This is a genomic window from Pontibacter saemangeumensis (assembly GCF_039541895.1).
Classification (GTDB): Bacteria; Bacteroidota; Bacteroidia; order Cytophagales; family Hymenobacteraceae; genus Pontibacter; species Pontibacter saemangeumensis.
Genome location: NZ_BAABHC010000011.1, coordinates 56,575 through 70,581, shown reverse-complemented (window position 1 = coordinate 70,581; position 14,007 = coordinate 56,575). Strand labels below are relative to the sequence as shown.

At 54.5% G+C, this 14,007-nt stretch carries 16 protein-coding genes; 8 read left to right on the top strand and 8 right to left on the bottom strand.

Translation table 11 applies throughout. The annotated features are described in order from the left end of the window. The first annotated feature begins 1 nt into the window (after position 1). A complete protein-coding gene (locus ABD920_RS10225) occupies positions 2-457 on the top strand; it encodes a hemerythrin domain-containing protein (RefSeq protein WP_345158781.1) in 456 nt (151 codons plus the stop codon). A gap of 3 nt (positions 458-460) precedes the next feature. On the opposite strand, the gene ABD920_RS10220 is transcribed toward ABD920_RS10225, so the two are convergent. Further along, the gene (locus ABD920_RS10220; protein ID WP_345158779.1) at positions 461-979 is read right to left on the bottom strand and encodes a gamma carbonic anhydrase family protein; all 519 of its coding nucleotides are present in this window, start codon (positions 977-979) and stop codon (positions 461-463) included. A 204-nt stretch (positions 980-1,183) separates the two neighbouring features. Then, on the bottom strand, positions 1,184-2,161 hold the full coding sequence (locus ABD920_RS10215) for a radical SAM protein (RefSeq protein ID WP_345158777.1): 978 nt from the start codon (positions 2,159-2,161) through the stop codon (positions 1,184-1,186). A gap of 104 nt (positions 2,162-2,265) precedes the next feature. Here ABD920_RS10215 and ABD920_RS10210 point away from each other — a divergent pair, with 104 nt between their 5' ends. The 4 genes from ABD920_RS10210 to ABD920_RS10195 all read left to right on the top strand — a co-directional run bounded on the left by ABD920_RS10210 (position 2,266) and on the right by ABD920_RS10195 (position 5,404). Then, positions 2,266-2,658, top strand: a complete 393-nt coding sequence (locus ABD920_RS10210; protein ID WP_345158776.1) for a RidA family protein — start codon at positions 2,266-2,268, stop codon at positions 2,656-2,658. A gap of 172 nt (positions 2,659-2,830) precedes the next feature. Then, positions 2,831-3,433, top strand: coding sequence for a porin family protein (locus ABD920_RS10205; RefSeq protein WP_345158775.1), 603 nt, complete (start codon positions 2,831-2,833; stop codon positions 3,431-3,433). A gap of 116 nt (positions 3,434-3,549) precedes the next feature. Further along, positions 3,550-4,560 carry a S66 peptidase family protein gene (locus ABD920_RS10200; RefSeq protein WP_345158774.1) on the top strand — a complete coding sequence of 337 codons (1,011 nt, stop codon included), beginning with the start codon at positions 3,550-3,552 and terminating at the stop codon, positions 4,558-4,560. 112 nt (positions 4,561-4,672) lie between these two features. After that, positions 4,673-5,404, top strand: a complete 732-nt coding sequence (locus tag ABD920_RS10195) for a DUF4184 family protein (RefSeq protein WP_345158773.1) — start codon at positions 4,673-4,675, stop codon at positions 5,402-5,404. Positions 5,405-5,535: 131 nt separating this feature from the next. Here ABD920_RS10195 and ABD920_RS10190 read toward each other — a convergent pair whose 3' ends face one another. Beyond that, positions 5,536-6,960: a S8 family peptidase gene (locus tag ABD920_RS10190; protein WP_345158771.1), complete on the bottom strand. Its 1,425-nt coding sequence runs from the start codon at positions 6,958-6,960 to the stop codon at positions 5,536-5,538. 310 nt (positions 6,961-7,270) lie between these two features. On the opposite strand from ABD920_RS10190, the gene ABD920_RS10185 reads away from it, so the two are divergent. Then, complete coding sequence (locus ABD920_RS10185; RefSeq protein WP_345158770.1) at positions 7,271-8,017, top strand: hypothetical protein; 747 nt, start codon at positions 7,271-7,273, stop codon at positions 8,015-8,017. A 36-nt stretch (positions 8,018-8,053) separates the two neighbouring features. Here the strand turns inward: ABD920_RS10185 and ABD920_RS10180 are convergent, their stop codons facing one another. Continuing rightward, positions 8,054-8,761 (bottom strand): endonuclease III domain-containing protein, encoded by a 708-nt coding sequence (locus tag ABD920_RS10180; protein ID WP_345158769.1) that lies wholly within the window; start codon positions 8,759-8,761, stop codon positions 8,054-8,056. Between the two features lie 255 nt (positions 8,762-9,016). Here ABD920_RS10180 and ABD920_RS10175 point away from each other — a divergent pair, with 255 nt between their 5' ends. After that, positions 9,017-9,706: an MBL fold metallo-hydrolase gene (locus ABD920_RS10175; RefSeq protein ID WP_345158767.1), complete on the top strand. Its 690-nt coding sequence runs from the start codon at positions 9,017-9,019 to the stop codon at positions 9,704-9,706. Between the two features lie 167 nt (positions 9,707-9,873). Beyond that, positions 9,874-10,515, top strand: coding sequence for a DUF2238 domain-containing protein (locus ABD920_RS10170; RefSeq protein ID WP_345158765.1), 642 nt, complete (start codon positions 9,874-9,876; stop codon positions 10,513-10,515). A gap of 235 nt (positions 10,516-10,750) precedes the next feature. Here the strand turns inward: ABD920_RS10170 and ABD920_RS10165 are convergent, their stop codons facing one another. The 4 genes from ABD920_RS10165 to accD form a co-directional block, all read right to left on the bottom strand. Then, positions 10,751-10,882 (bottom strand): hypothetical protein, encoded by a 132-nt coding sequence (locus ABD920_RS10165; protein ID WP_345158764.1) that lies wholly within the window; start codon positions 10,880-10,882, stop codon positions 10,751-10,753. 125 nt (positions 10,883-11,007) lie between these two features. Then, a complete protein-coding gene (locus ABD920_RS10160; RefSeq protein WP_345158763.1) occupies positions 11,008-11,718 on the bottom strand; it encodes a YiaD family glycine zipper/OmpA-like lipoprotein in 711 nt (236 codons plus the stop codon). Positions 11,719-12,024: 306 nt separating this feature from the next. Beyond that, positions 12,025-12,789: a YiaD family glycine zipper/OmpA-like lipoprotein gene (locus ABD920_RS10155; RefSeq protein WP_345158762.1), complete on the bottom strand. Its 765-nt coding sequence runs from the start codon at positions 12,787-12,789 to the stop codon at positions 12,025-12,027. Positions 12,790-13,044: 255 nt separating this feature from the next. After that, a complete protein-coding gene (gene accD / locus ABD920_RS10150; RefSeq protein WP_345158881.1) occupies positions 13,045-13,947 on the bottom strand; it encodes an acetyl-CoA carboxylase, carboxyltransferase subunit beta in 903 nt (300 codons plus the stop codon). Between the last annotated feature and the right edge of the window lie 60 nt (positions 13,948-14,007).

The window sequence follows — 14,007 nt, the reverse complement described above, 5'->3', positions numbered from 1 at the left end:
AATGAAGCGTCACGAAAGCATTGCCCCGATCTCCCGCCAGCACCACGAAGGACTGCTGGCGGCCCGGCTGCTGCAACACGGCGCGCCGCCTTACAAAGGCATGCCCACCACGGCCGCTGCCAAGCGTGACTATATCCTGGACCTGCTGCAGCGGCACCTGAGGCTGCATTTCACGCTGGAGGAGGCAACTGTTTTTGCGCTGGCCGCCGCCTTTTCTGAGGACCTGCGCCGGCAAACCGAGGAACTGCAGGCAGAGCACCGGCAACTGGAGGCGCTGATACTAGCGCTGCCCCAAATTACTGAAGACCTGCTGCCCGACAAGCTGCACGAGGTGGGGAAACTCCTGGAGCGGCACATCCGGAAAGAGGAGCGCGTGTTTTTTGAGCAGGTGCAGGGCGATATGACAGAGCAGGAACTACAGCAGTTGCAGGAAATGGTAGCCCGGCATATGCATTAATCCTTACGCTTTGCCCGTAAACCACCCGCTGTACAGCACGTAGTTGTTTGCTGTTTTCGCCAATCCTTCCACCTGCTCCGGGCTCAGCTGCTTCACTTTCCGGGCCGGAATGCCCGCATATATATAACCTGACTCGCAGACGGTGTTTTCCAGCACGATGGCGCCGGCCGCCACGATGCAGTTTTGCTGCACCAACGCATTATCCATTACAATGGCCCCCATCCCGATCAGCACGTTATCTTCCACAGTGCAGCCGTGCACAATGGCATTATGGCCCACCGACACGTTACTGCCAATGATAGTGGCGGCCCGCTGGTAGGTGCAATGAATGACGGCGCCGTCCTGTATGTTGGACCTGTTGCCGATGCGGATGCTGTTCACATCGCCGCGTATCACAGCGTTGAACCACACCGAGCACTCATTGCCTAAAATCACATCGCCTACAATCGTAGCGTTTTCGGCTATATAGCAATCGTGCCCCATTTGCGGCTTCACGCCTTTTACCGGTAGTATAACTGGCATATTTTTAATTTTGAATAAGTTTGAATGGCTTAATTGTTGATTGTTAGTTGTTGATTGTTGTTGGTTGTTTATATATAAGATGCTCCAAACGGCTCCTGCAGCTGCCATATTCTTCTATCCAATTCATGAATCAACAATTTAACAATTAAGCCATAAAGCCATTTAACAATCAACAACTAACAATCAGCAGCCAACAACCAACCATCAAATCAGCCGCTTCCAGGTGCCTTTCATATAGTTGTACTTGAGGGTGCTGGGCAGGGCCTTCCAGAAGTATTTGTTTACCTCCACCGCGAAGCTGGGTTGCATATAGCAGTTGATGGTGCAGCCTTCGCAGGCGGGCAGCCGCCCCTCCAGCCGCTTCAGTTCCTCCACCTCCCCAGATTTATATAGTTCAAATAGCTTCCCGTTGACGGGGTAGCTTTTGGTGCCCAGGTGATAGCAGGGCAGCACCAGCTCGTTTTCGGGGGAGATAACCAGCGTGGTGCTGGCGGCCTTGCAAACCGGGTCGGCTATATGGTTGCCACCGTCGCGGCGCAGTTGCAGAAAGCCCTCGTTCATATACACGCTCCTGCGTTTACCAAACGCTGTGAGGTAATCCAGTTCCTCCTCCGTCAGCTGCTCGCCGGTTTCCACGGTGTTGTATTCAAAGGCTGGGTTGATGATGAGCAGCAGCTTGTTCGGGAGAATAATCTTTTGATACACCTCCTCCAACTGGTGCAGGTTGCTCCGGAACACCGTGAACAGGATATCGGGCCGCTCCCCCAGCGCCTTCGCCACCGCAATCGACTCCATCACAAAATCATAGCAGGCCACCCCACGGCCTTTGTCGTGCTCGTCCTTGTCCGAGGAGTCCAGGGAGAAGTGCAGCATATCGACTTTGCCCTTCAGCCGCTCGGCCAGCTTGGGGTACAGCATGCCGTTGGTGGTGAGCGTGGTGATAAAGCCCATGTCGTGCGCCAGGCCCAGCATCTGGTCTATTTGGCGGTGCAGCAGCGGCTCGCCGCCCGTAAAGTCTATTACCTGCACCCCCAGGCGCTTCAGGTCGCGGAGGTTCTGGGCCACGTCCTCCAGGGTGATATAGGGCGATGGCTTTTCCCAGATATCGCAGAACGAGCACTTTGCGTTACAGCGGTAGGTAACGTAGTAGTTGCAAAGCACAGGTTTGGAGGTCAGGCGCATGTTCAGGTGTTGTCAGCTCAAAATTAGGGATTATGATCGGGAAATAAAGCAGACGCATGCCGCTGCCGTGCGTTATATAGGAATACGAAACAGAGCCGCAAAAAATGAAAAGACAGAACATCTCCTCCGGAGCCGTGTGGGAAGGCCAGGTGGGCTATAGCCGCGCTGTGCGCATGGGCAATATGGTAGAAGTGTCCGGCACCACCGCCACCGACGGCGACGGCGTGATCGGCATTGGCAACCCATATGAGCAGACCATATATGCGCTACGGAAAATAGAGCAGGCGCTGGCGCAGGCCGGGGCCTCGCTGGCCGATGTGGTGCGCACGCGCATTTACCTCACCGACATCAGCCAGTGGCAGGACGTGGGGCGAGCGCACGGGGAGTTCTTCCGGGATATAAAACCAGCCTCCACCATGGTGCAGGTCAGTGCGCTCATCCACCCCGACCACCTCGTTGAAATCGAAGCCACCGCCATCCTGCCGACATCCGCTTAAACGCACTGTAGCTATATATAAACGCTGCCCGGGCAACCGGTGGCAGGACTCCCCTCTCTTTGAAACTTTAAAAACCACCATCCCCTTGGGTACGGCTTTTGTCGTATAATACCAATTCTTGCCTGCAGCCGTTATAGGTAGGCAAATAACATTGACTTTAACTTAAAGGGATATGAAGAGAATCTTGCTATTGCTAGCATTTGTGGCGACAAGCGTGGCCGCCAATGCACAGATACAGGCAGGTGTGAAAGCAGGTTTGAGCACCGCCAACGTGAAAATACAGGAAGTACGCAACGACCCGTGGCAATACGCCAAAGCCGAGAACGTGACCGGCTACCATGCCGGCGCCTTTGTGCGGCTGCAGTTCGGCGGCCTGTTTCTGCAACCGGAGGCTGTCCTGACCTCCACGGGGGGCAAAGTGGAGATTTCGAGCGCAGACGACACCATGCCCGTGCATGTGGAGGACATCAAGTTCAACCGCCTGGATGTGCCGCTGCTGGTAGGATATAATTTCGGCAACGTATTCCGCGTGCAGGCCGGGCCGGTTGCCTCCTCCCTGCTCAGCGCCCGGCGCGAGGGGCAGAACATAAAAGAGTATATGAACAACTCGGACTGGGGCCTGCAGGCAGGCGTGGGCATAGACATCGGCAGCATTACCGCCGATGTGCGCTACGAGCGCATCAACCGCCAACTAACCAACCCCGACCAGCAAACGGGCATGGAGTTCAACAACCAGCAGTTTATCGTGAGCTTGGGTTATAAGCTGCTCAGGTAGCCCCGGAAGTGTCATAAGCCGAAGGCCGCTGGGTTATATTCCCCGGCGGCCTTCGGCTATATATGGTATATATGACGCGAATTTAAGGCGCCACCCATATATAAACAGTAGCCTTTTTGCCTCCGACGATAGAACTCCCCGCCGGACTTTACCTGAAAAGCCATACCTTCGCCTTTCGCCCATTCGCTTGCCATATGATGATACCAGCCTTACGCCCAGGCGATCGCATCGCCATCGTTGCCACTGCCCGAAGAATAACGCTCCCTGAAATAGAACTGGCGGTACGCACTTTCGAAAGCTGGGGGCTGGAGGTGGTGCTGGGCGAGACGATTGGCGCCAGCTACAACTATTTTTCCGGCGATGATGCCCTCCGCCTGCAGGACCTGCAACGGGCGCTGGACGACGAGCACATCAAAGCCATCGTGTGCGCGCGCGGCGGCTACGGCACCACCCGTATCATCGACCAGGTTGATTTCACGCAATTCAGGGAACACCCGAAGTGGCTCGTGGGCTTCAGCGACGTGACCACCCTGCACAGCCATATCCATACCCTGGGCATCGAGAGCGTACACGCTATCATGCCGCTCCTTTTCCCGCAGGCGGGCGCCACGGACTCCATTGAAACGCTTCGCAAGGTGTTGTTTGGAGAGGAAGTTATATATACCGTTGCTCCCCACAGCTTCAACCGCACCGGCACGGCCCAGGGGCAGCTGATCGGCGGAAACCTTTCGATCCTCGGCTCCCTCACCGGCACCCGATCCGATAGCAGCACCGCCGGCAAGATCCTTTTCCTTGAAGACCTGGACGAGTACCTCTACCACATCGACCGCATGCTGGTGCACCTCGACCGCAGCGGCAAGCTGGAGAACCTGGCGGGCTTGATCGTGGGCGATATGAGCGACATGAAAGACACCACTGTCCCGTTCGGGAAAACGGCCTATGAGATCATCCTGGAGCACACCGGCAAATACAACTACCCCGTGTGCTATGGCTTCCCGGTGGGGCACGAGCCGCTGAACCTGGCGCTGATCTGTGGCCGCGAGGCGGAACTGGAGGTGCAGCAGGAGGGGGTTAAAATGGCGTATATGCCTTCGGGCGGTGTCGTTCTGCGGCAAGGAAGCATCTGACACAAACCCGGTAGAGCGTACCCCGGTTCTTATACCATGCAACCACATCAACCGCTTTTCCGGTATATGGCCTGAAAGTTGCAGCAGAGGCTAATCCCAATCATTCCAACAAATGCCCTTTACTTTTTCGCACCCTGCTCTTATTTTGCCTGTGCATGCCGTTTCCAGGCGGTGGACATCTTTGACAGGGTTGGTAGCAGGCAGCATGGCTCCTGACTTCGAGAAATTTATAACCATGTCAGCGCATGACCCCCACAGCCATACCTGGCGCAGCATTTTCTACTTTAACCTGCCCATCGGGCTGCTGATCGCCTTTATCTTTCACCTGATCGTGCGGGACGCGCTGATTGATAACCTGCCGGTGTTTATGTCCAGGCGCCTGCGCAGGTTCAAGCACACCGACTGGGTGGGTTATTTCAAGCAGCATTACCCGGTCGTTATCGGCTCGGTGCTACTAGGCGCCGCCTCCCACATTTTCTGGGACAGCTTCACGCACAAGGGCGGCCGCGCGGACGACTGGCTGCCCTTTATGCTCAACAGCATATACATCGGAGGTGAGGAAGTATCCGCTTTCTATATCATGCAACGGGTAAGCTCCCTGGTGGGTGCCTATGTCATATTATATGCGATCCTCAAATTGCCCCCGGCGCCTGTAATGCCCGGGCAAGACAGCATACTTCCTTTTTGGCTTACTGTAGTAGCCGTGGCCATAGCTGTTGCCGGCCTTAAGTTCTGGCTCGGGGAGCATGCGGACCGGGACTTGGTCTATATCTATATAGCAGCTTTGCTTGTAGGTCTGGTGGGAGCTTCACTCATTCTGAAAAGGCGCAGGATTCGGACATAAGACGGCGGGCGGGGCATATTATCGCCTGATCAGCACTGCCCGCTCTTTCCTTTGCACGAGGCGCCAAATAGCAGAAGCGCCACCCTTAAAACCATAAGGGTGGCGCTTCTGCTTAATATATCTCTTACAACTTACTGCACTGTGCCCAGGGCAGCATCCGCAGTAATAAAGCCAGCCCCTGCTTCCTCAGCTTTCCAATCGGGCAAAAGAACAGCAGCGGCCTCTAAAACACTCTCTGCCTGGTCTGCTCTCAGGGCCGGGTTCTCCTGTGCCATCAGTGCCACAATGCCGGCTACGTGTGGGCTCGCCATCGAGGTGCCGGACAGGTAATAGTAGGACAGGTTGCCACTGTTGTTTTGATAGGGGCCTACTATGTTAGAACCGGGGGCCGTTACATCCAGGTCTTGTCCTGATCGTGCAATGCTGGAGTAGGAGGCGATATAGTAGGGGTTCGGATCCAGTGTCTCTGGCACATCCAGGGCATACCACCAGGCGGGAACGCTGAACTCTGCTTTAAGACCCGCGCTTGCCACGCTGATGACAGGGGCGTACGCGCCCGGGTAACCCATCCCCGCTTTGCCGCTGTTACCGGCAGAGGCGACAATGATCACACCTTGCGCGATGGCATAATCAACCGCAGCTTTCTCGACAGCATCCAGCGCGCCGCCTCCCAGGCTCATGTTCACCACCACAGGAGAATCCTTCAATGGACCTGCTTTCAGGTTAGCCATATACACGATGCCGCGTGCGATTACCGAAGACCAGCCGGAGCCGTTCTGGTTCAACACCTTCACCGGAATGATCGTTGCTTTAGGCGCAACGCCGTTGATGGCCGTGCCTCTGAGGTTAAAGCCAATAATGGTGCTGGTTACGTGCGTGCCGTGCGAATTCTGATCATGCTCCCACTTATTTGGCTGCTCCGCCACATTACCAACATTCACTGCACCGCCCCCTCCAAACGATTTCGCGTATTGCGTGGCAATCCGCTCCTCAGGAAAGTACTGCCGCCACGAATCGAGCAGGCCGGTATCCAGCACGCCGACATACACACCGGTTGCATCCTGCTGCACCGTGCGGCCCTCGCCGAGCTCCGTCACGTTCACGGCATCCAGGTTCCAGGTATTCAGGCCGCCCGTGAAATCGGCAACAGACACGGCATCCACGGGGGCGCCCTTTCTCTCGGCGTCCGGGTTAGCCATATCCACATACGCTAAACTCTGGATAATCTCCAGCTTATCGGCTGCCACGAGCATTGTCAATGCGTTGATCTCAGGAATGACTTCCTTCACAGTGCCGTATCGCTTCAGCTCGCTCAGGATATTTTCCGTAACAGGCGCTTTGAGCAGGATGTTAACTCCCAGCATTCCTTTTGCCTGCTGCACATCCGCCAGTTGCCCCAGTTCCGTCGCAGGGGCCACTGATTCATCCGGGGCGCTTTCACAAGCCGATAGCAAAGCAACGGAGGAAGCAACCGCCAGCACAGACAGTGACCTTCTGAACAGACTGCGCTTGCCTGCATGCACGAGGTGCGATAACAATAAAGTATTTTTCTTCATAACCTTCTTTTATGTTTAGATATGAATATAAGGAAATATATCCTACTATGCATACAATATATTGCAATAATTTATTATTATAATATTATTTTTAATATATATAGAATTGCGATTTTACGACAACAAACTCAGCCGTTAATCCGGCAATTGCCTTGTCGCGGTGTGCCCGCACCCCGCTAAGCACAAAATCAGCGTAGCTTTAAATTACAAGCTTGTCTGACCGGCGAGCTGCCGCGGGTGGTTAGCCGGTTTCAGTTCAGTAGCGTAAATAAAATGCAGGGCGTGCATCAGAAAGAAGCTTGTATGACAGATGTACCCAAGAGAGCTATTTGATAAGGTAGAAGCCGAGAAGTCACTCCCGCCCGGAGATGAGGAGCGGTTTAACGGCATGGGCGTGATGGGGCTTCCGTTTGAGTCGGGGCATGTGCTGGCGCTTCGCCATTTTGTAGCCTCGTCTGTTGGGAAAGGCTACACGTCGGTTTGGCACAGAAACCCGGCAAAGGAGTGGTCCTTTTATGCTGACCACGACCCCAGGCTAACCTGCACCAGGTATTTCGGTAAAGAGGCGAAGCATACCTATATAGAACCCGTTGTGATCGAGTGGCTCGACGACTTCAGTTTTCAGGTCAGCATCCGGCGTGTAGACCTCACCTGGTTTGTGAGAGCGTCCTCCACTCCTGCCACCATCCTCCTGAACGGGATCGGCAGCCTGTTACCTGACAGTGCCTGGAAAAACGGCTTTATCCTCGGGCTGATGGGGAAGGTAGCAAGCGCGACGCTGGGCGTGGCGAAAATCGGCCTAACCGGCATTGTGCCAAACGGGCAGCACTTTACAGCAAACCCCAAAACGATTTGGACAATCAAAGAGAGCCATGCCTCCATGAACGGCATCGACTTCGGGAAACCGGCACCACTGAAAGAACAAGCCGGGCTGGCTGACTTCTGGATTCCCCAAAAGGGCATACTCGCCTTCGGCCAGGCTTATTTTGATCCATATAACCCGCAAAAGCATTCTGCTGACACCACCAAGAGTTCTTCGCAAAGCAGTGCGGCATGACAGTGCTTACAAGCATGCTGTTAACCGGGCTTACTCTCAGGCCGCCTGGTCTATCCCCTTCTCCCGCACATCGTGGAAGTAGTTGCAGATGCCGCGAAGCACACACGCCTCACATTTGGGGCTGAAGAAGGTGCAAACCCGCTGGCCGTGCCAGAACAGGTGCTTGTGGAAGTTGAAGAGTTCGACGGCGTCTTTGGGCAGCATCTGGAGCAGCAGGTTGTGGGCTTTGTTGGCCGTTACCTTCGCCCCGATTAGCCCCACGCGCTGGCTTACCCGGAAAACGTGGGTATCGACGGGTAGCAAGGGTTTTTTAAAGTTGAAGAGCAGGAGCAGCGTCGCGGTCTTTAGCCCTACGCCCGGCAGGCGCGTAAGCCAGGCCATCGCCTCATCCTCCGGCATGTCTTTCAGAAAATCGATGCTGATCTCGCCTTGTTCCTCCTTTATAATTCGCAATGTCTGTTGTATCTGAGGCGCTTTCTGGCCGGGATAGCGGGTGGTTTTGATGGCATCCGCCAGCTCGCCCGGGTCAGCATTCAGCACTCCTTCCCAATCGCCGAAGCGTTCCAGCATGGTGTGGTACGCCTTTTCCTCGTCGGCATGGGTGGTGCGGTGGGAGAGCATGGTCGAGATGAGCTCGTGCATGGGGCTGCGGCGGCTGTCGAGGGTCAGTCGCTTATATGCCCCGTTCAGAAGTTGGTGGGTCAGCAGCGTCTTTTCGGGCGGCGTCAGTGTGTGAGCATCCATGGGCAGCGTGTTTTCAGACCCCTGTTTACGGGTGCGGTGGCGCTTCTGTTAAAGCCGCTCCGGTATTAAAGCCGCTCTGGGCGAACCTAAATAATCCCAATTCCATCAACTTTTGCATCTTTGAGGCTTCGACTTTGCCATATGTGTATTAATCAGAAGAATATTATAACTATATACACAACCATTTTACATCTTTAGCGCTATACGTTTTAATCTTTATGGTATTGTCCCGATGACACTTTCTATAACACTCCTATGCAGATTAAATTTTTAGGGACAGGCGGCGCATTCGACACCGATTACCGCAACTCAGCCGCTCTGCTGGAGTTCAGAGGCATCCATATACTAATTGATTGTGGCTTTACTGTGTTCCCGACACTGGTAGAGAAGAACCTGATTGGGAAAGTAGAGTATATCCTGCTCACGCACCTGCACAACGACCACTGCGGCAGCCTCGCCAACCTGCTTTTATATAAGCGGATCATAGAGAAAAGCCCGCGGCCTGTTTTACTTTACCCTTCGGAGCAATTCAGGCAGCAGTTGTACCAGTTTCTGCAGATACAGGTAAAAGACCCGGAGAAGTATGCTGAGTTTGTGCCGCTTGACCAGGTAGAGGGTATCATCCCCATCGACACGTATGGGCAGCACGCGGAGGGCATGCAAAGCTACGCCTACATTTTCGACAACGAGACCCGCATCGTGTACTCCGGTGACCTGGGCAGGCCGGAGAGCCTGTTTGAGCGCCTGGAGCGACTCCCCGAGAAAAGAACCTGTGTTTTCCACGACATCACTTTTTCGGCCGACAACACCGGCCACACCTATTACAAAAAGCTGCTGCCCTATATGAACGGCATCAGTATGTTCGGCTATCACTGCGACCCCACCAAAAACCCGCACGACAACCCCATCCGGCTGGTATTTTACGAGAAGGCCCTGATGGCCTGACCGATATTCCCATATATGGCCGGGCCTCGAAAGCCTTGCTGCTGCGGCCGCAACAGCATTTGAGTACCTACCTATGGGGGGCAGGCGCGGCACGCCTCAAAACTATATCCTGTTGCAGGGGTTAATGCTGCGGAACAAAAAGCTTCGACAAGAGGTACCATGTAAGCATGACCGCGAATCCCGCCCTCAAACCTTCCTTCCTGCACCAGCCGCTGCACCTGCTATACAGTGCGTTGTTTACCGCTTTCTGGATTTATACCGGGCTTACTACGCCAGATATGAAGAACTGGCTGATGGAGAACACGCTCACGCTTTCAATGGTCATCTTCCTGGTGGCTTTTTACAACATCTTCCGCTTCTCCGACACCAGCTACACGCTCATCTTCCTTTTCCTGCTGCTGCACGTATATGGCAGCCAATACCAGTATGCTGAAAACCCGTTTGGGGAGTGGCTGAAAGCGCAACTGGACCAACAGCGAAACAACTACGACAGGATGGTGCACTTCGGGTTCGGGCTGTTGCTGGCTTACCCCATGCACGAGGTGCTGGCCGGCGCCTTAAAGGTGAGGAAATTCCTGAGCTACCTGCTGCCTGTGGAGTTCATCCTGTCGCTTAGCTCCATATATGAGGTGGTGGAGTGGCTTGTCGCTGATGTGGCTTACAGCGGCGCAGAGCAGGGCATGACTTTTTTAGGGATGCAGGGCGATATATGGGATGCGCAGAAAGACATTGCCCTGGCGTTTGCCGGCGGGCTGATCGCCATGAGTGTGGCATTCGCGCTGCGGAAAAATCAGGCAAGGCAACCGTAACGGGCGTACCGCCCGGCCTTGGATTATTGGGTAAGTTTATTCAGCCCACATCCGCCTAATTCGTGCAAGACATTTCTCTGCTGCGCTGCGTGGTCAAGCTGGATTAAACCGCCTTCTCTTTCTGCACGCAGTAAGCCCTAAACGGTCCCGGCTTAATTTGGCCTATATACACCTATACACACAGCATAAACTGCACGGCCTTTGTCCTGCTATAGGCACATATATAAAGTCAATTTTATTTCGATTCTGCGGCCACGCCCTTGCTGGTGAGCACCTCCACAGACGACTGGTCGAGGATGCGTTCGCAGGCGCTAAAGAAAGCCGTAATTAACACGCTGAGCAGGGCGATGTATATAACCTTTTTCATTTTAATAATAGCCTGTCCTGCCTACTGCAGCCACAGGAGTTCGATTTTGTGGGTAAATATAGTTGGCACAAAAAACCAGCCGCACCAAAGGGCGCGGCTGGCTTATAGTCAATATATACGTTTTGTTACAAGTCGCCTCTCTCAGCGGCCTTTTTCATTTTCTCGTTGGCGAAGATGGCGATTTCCACACGGCGGTTCTGACGTCGGCCGTCTTCAGTTGAGTTATCGGCAATCGGCTGCTCGGCGGCATAGCCCTGTGTCGTCATACGGCTACGGTCTACCCCCATAGAGGCGGCATAGTCGGCTACTGCCTGCGCACGGCGCTCAGAAAGCGGCTGGTTGATGGCAGGGGAACCCGTGTTGTCGGTATGCCCTTCAATCACAATGTTGGTGTCCGGGTACTTCTTCAGCGTTTCGGCCAGCTTAGCGATTTCGGTTTGCGCCCCGCTCTGCAGCTGTGCAGAGTTCGTATTGAAGAGGATACCCGAATCAAACGTGATTTTGATACCTTCCCCTACGCGTTCTACCTCGGCATTCTCCAGGTCTCGGCGCAGTTCCTCGGCCTGCTTGTCCATTCTACGGCCAATAATGGCACCGGTGGTACCGCCCACAGCGGCACCGATAATGGCACCCGCGGCCGTGTTACCGGCCACCCGGCCGATTACGCCGCCTACCACGGCACCAGAGCCTGCACCAATAATACCGCCTTTCGCGGTTTTACTCATGCCACCGCGGTCGTTGCCGGTGCTTGTGCCGGCTTGCTGGCTTGATGAACACGAGGTGGATAACAGGCCAAGAATGGCGAATATTGAGAGGTAAATCCTTAGGTTTTTCATGGTTTCCATTTTGTCTTTTGTTACGAGCCCGAAAGCTCAGTGGTAATTACTCCTTTAATTTTAAAATGTTTTCGTTAGAGGAGCTGCCTGATACGGTTTTCATGTTGCTGTCAGCTAACGCATCAGCACTGCACCCTGATCGTTAGCGCGTTATATAACCATTATTGCATACTTAAACGTCAGCAATGTTTTCAGGTTATCCTCCGTTACCGCTGCCAACTTATGATTAGCTGTGCAGCACCTGTAAAAAACAGCGCCCGCCGGTTTGCACCAGCAGACGCCGCCCTATAAAAACAGGAAAGTCCTTTATTCTTTTATCTCGCCGCTTTCAGCCGCCTGCTTCAGCTCTTCGTTCGCCACGATGATGATCTCCACGCGTCGGTTCTCCTGGCGGCCCTGTGCCGTGCTGTTGTCAGCTATCGGCTGGTCGTAGCTATAGCCTTTGGCCTGCAGGCGCGAGCCCTCCACACCCAGGCTACGGGCATAGGCAGCCACCGCCTCTGCACGGCGCTCCGACAGTTTCTGGTTCAGCTCGTAAGAGCCGGTGTTGTCGGTATGGCCCTCTATAATCACGTTGGTGCCGTCGTAGTCTTTCAGGGTGGTGGCCAGTTTCTCTACATCACGCTTGGCGGCGGCGCTCAGTTCTGCGGAGTTTACCGGGAAAAGGATACCGGAGTCGAAGTTCACGCGGATCGCCTCGCCCACGCGCTCTACTTTAGCGCCTTCCATTGATTTCTCCAGTTCCTCGGCCTGCTTGTCCATGCGCCGGCCGATAATGGCCCCCGTGGCCCCGCCTACGGCGGCTCCCACAATGGCACCGGCCGCTGTGTTGCCCAGCCTGTTACCGATCAAGCCCCCAATCACGGCGCCGCCACCAGCCCCGATCAGGCCGCCTTTGGTCGTTTTCTTCATGCCGGGCTTCGCTGCTTCCTGTTCTGCAGGGTCGGCGGTTTTGGCTTGTGTCGTTGTTTCTGTATTGCCCGAGCCTGCCACAGGTGCCGTTGTCTGGCACGAAGAGAAAAGTACAGTAGCGGCTAAAAGCGTGCTCAGGGATAGGTTTCTTAGTTTCATGATCTTAATCTGTAAATTTTGGCAATATAAGTGAATGTGGTTACGGTTAGGTGTTGATTGCGTCAAGAGGATGCATGCATGACTCACTGTTTACAACTCTTATGCCAAAACGCGCTTTACCCCGGTATATATATTTCGGCAGTCATATATTTTTCATGCTTTATTTTTAAAGTCATGACCCTGAAGCATATAGGCTATATAGAAACAGCACGGCCCGCTACGAGTAACGGGCCGTGCTGTTTCTATATAATAGCGCTAAGAGGCTTTGGAGGTAGCTCTGAGTTTTTTAGGCTTCTCGCTCTTCGGGGTCTCCTTCGGCATCACCATCTCCAGCAGGTCCGTAAGCTTTTGCTTCAGCGCCTTCCGGTCCACGATAAAGTCGAGGAAGCCGTGCTCCAGCACGAACTCAGCACTCTGGAAATCCTTGGGTAGGTCTTTGCCGATCGTTTCCCGGATTACGCGCGGACCCGCAAAACCGATCAGGGCGCCGGGCTCCGCAATGTTGAAGTCGCCCAGCATGGCATAGGAGGCTGTCACACCACCGGTGGTTGGGTCGGTCAGCAGGGATATATATGGCAGGCGCTCCTCTGAGAGCAGCGCCAGTTTGGCCGAGGTCTTGGCCATCTGCATCAGCGAGAAGCCGGCTTCCATCATGCGGGCGCCCCCCGATTTGGAGATCATCATAAAAGGGGTGCGGGTTTCGCGGGCGTGGTCTATGGCGCGGGAAATCTTCTCGCCCACCACCGAACCCATCGAACCGCCGATAAAGGCAAAGTCCATGCAGGCGATGGTAATGTTCTGGCCGTTCATTTTGCCGTAAGCCGTCCGGACGGCATCCTTCAGCCCTGTCTTCTTCTCTGTGGCGGCAATGCGCTGCGGATATGGCTTGGAGTCCACAAAGTTAAGCGGGTCTCCGGAGGTCAGGTTCCCGTCCAGTTCCGTGAATTTGTTGTCGTCGAACAGGATGGCGAAATACTCCTCTGACCCGATCCGGTCGTGGTAGTCGCACTTCACGCAGGTGTTCAGGTTTTTGCGGTGCTCGGCCATGCTGATCACGGCTTTGCACTCCGGGCACTTGTACCACAACCCATCCGGCGTCTCCTTTTTCTCCTCTGTGGGGGTATGGATTCCTTTTTCAACTCTTTTAAACCAAGGCATCATAGACAAAAGCGTGCTTGCTGCACTTTAAATTTTGGGTGTACACTTTTCTCGGCAAGT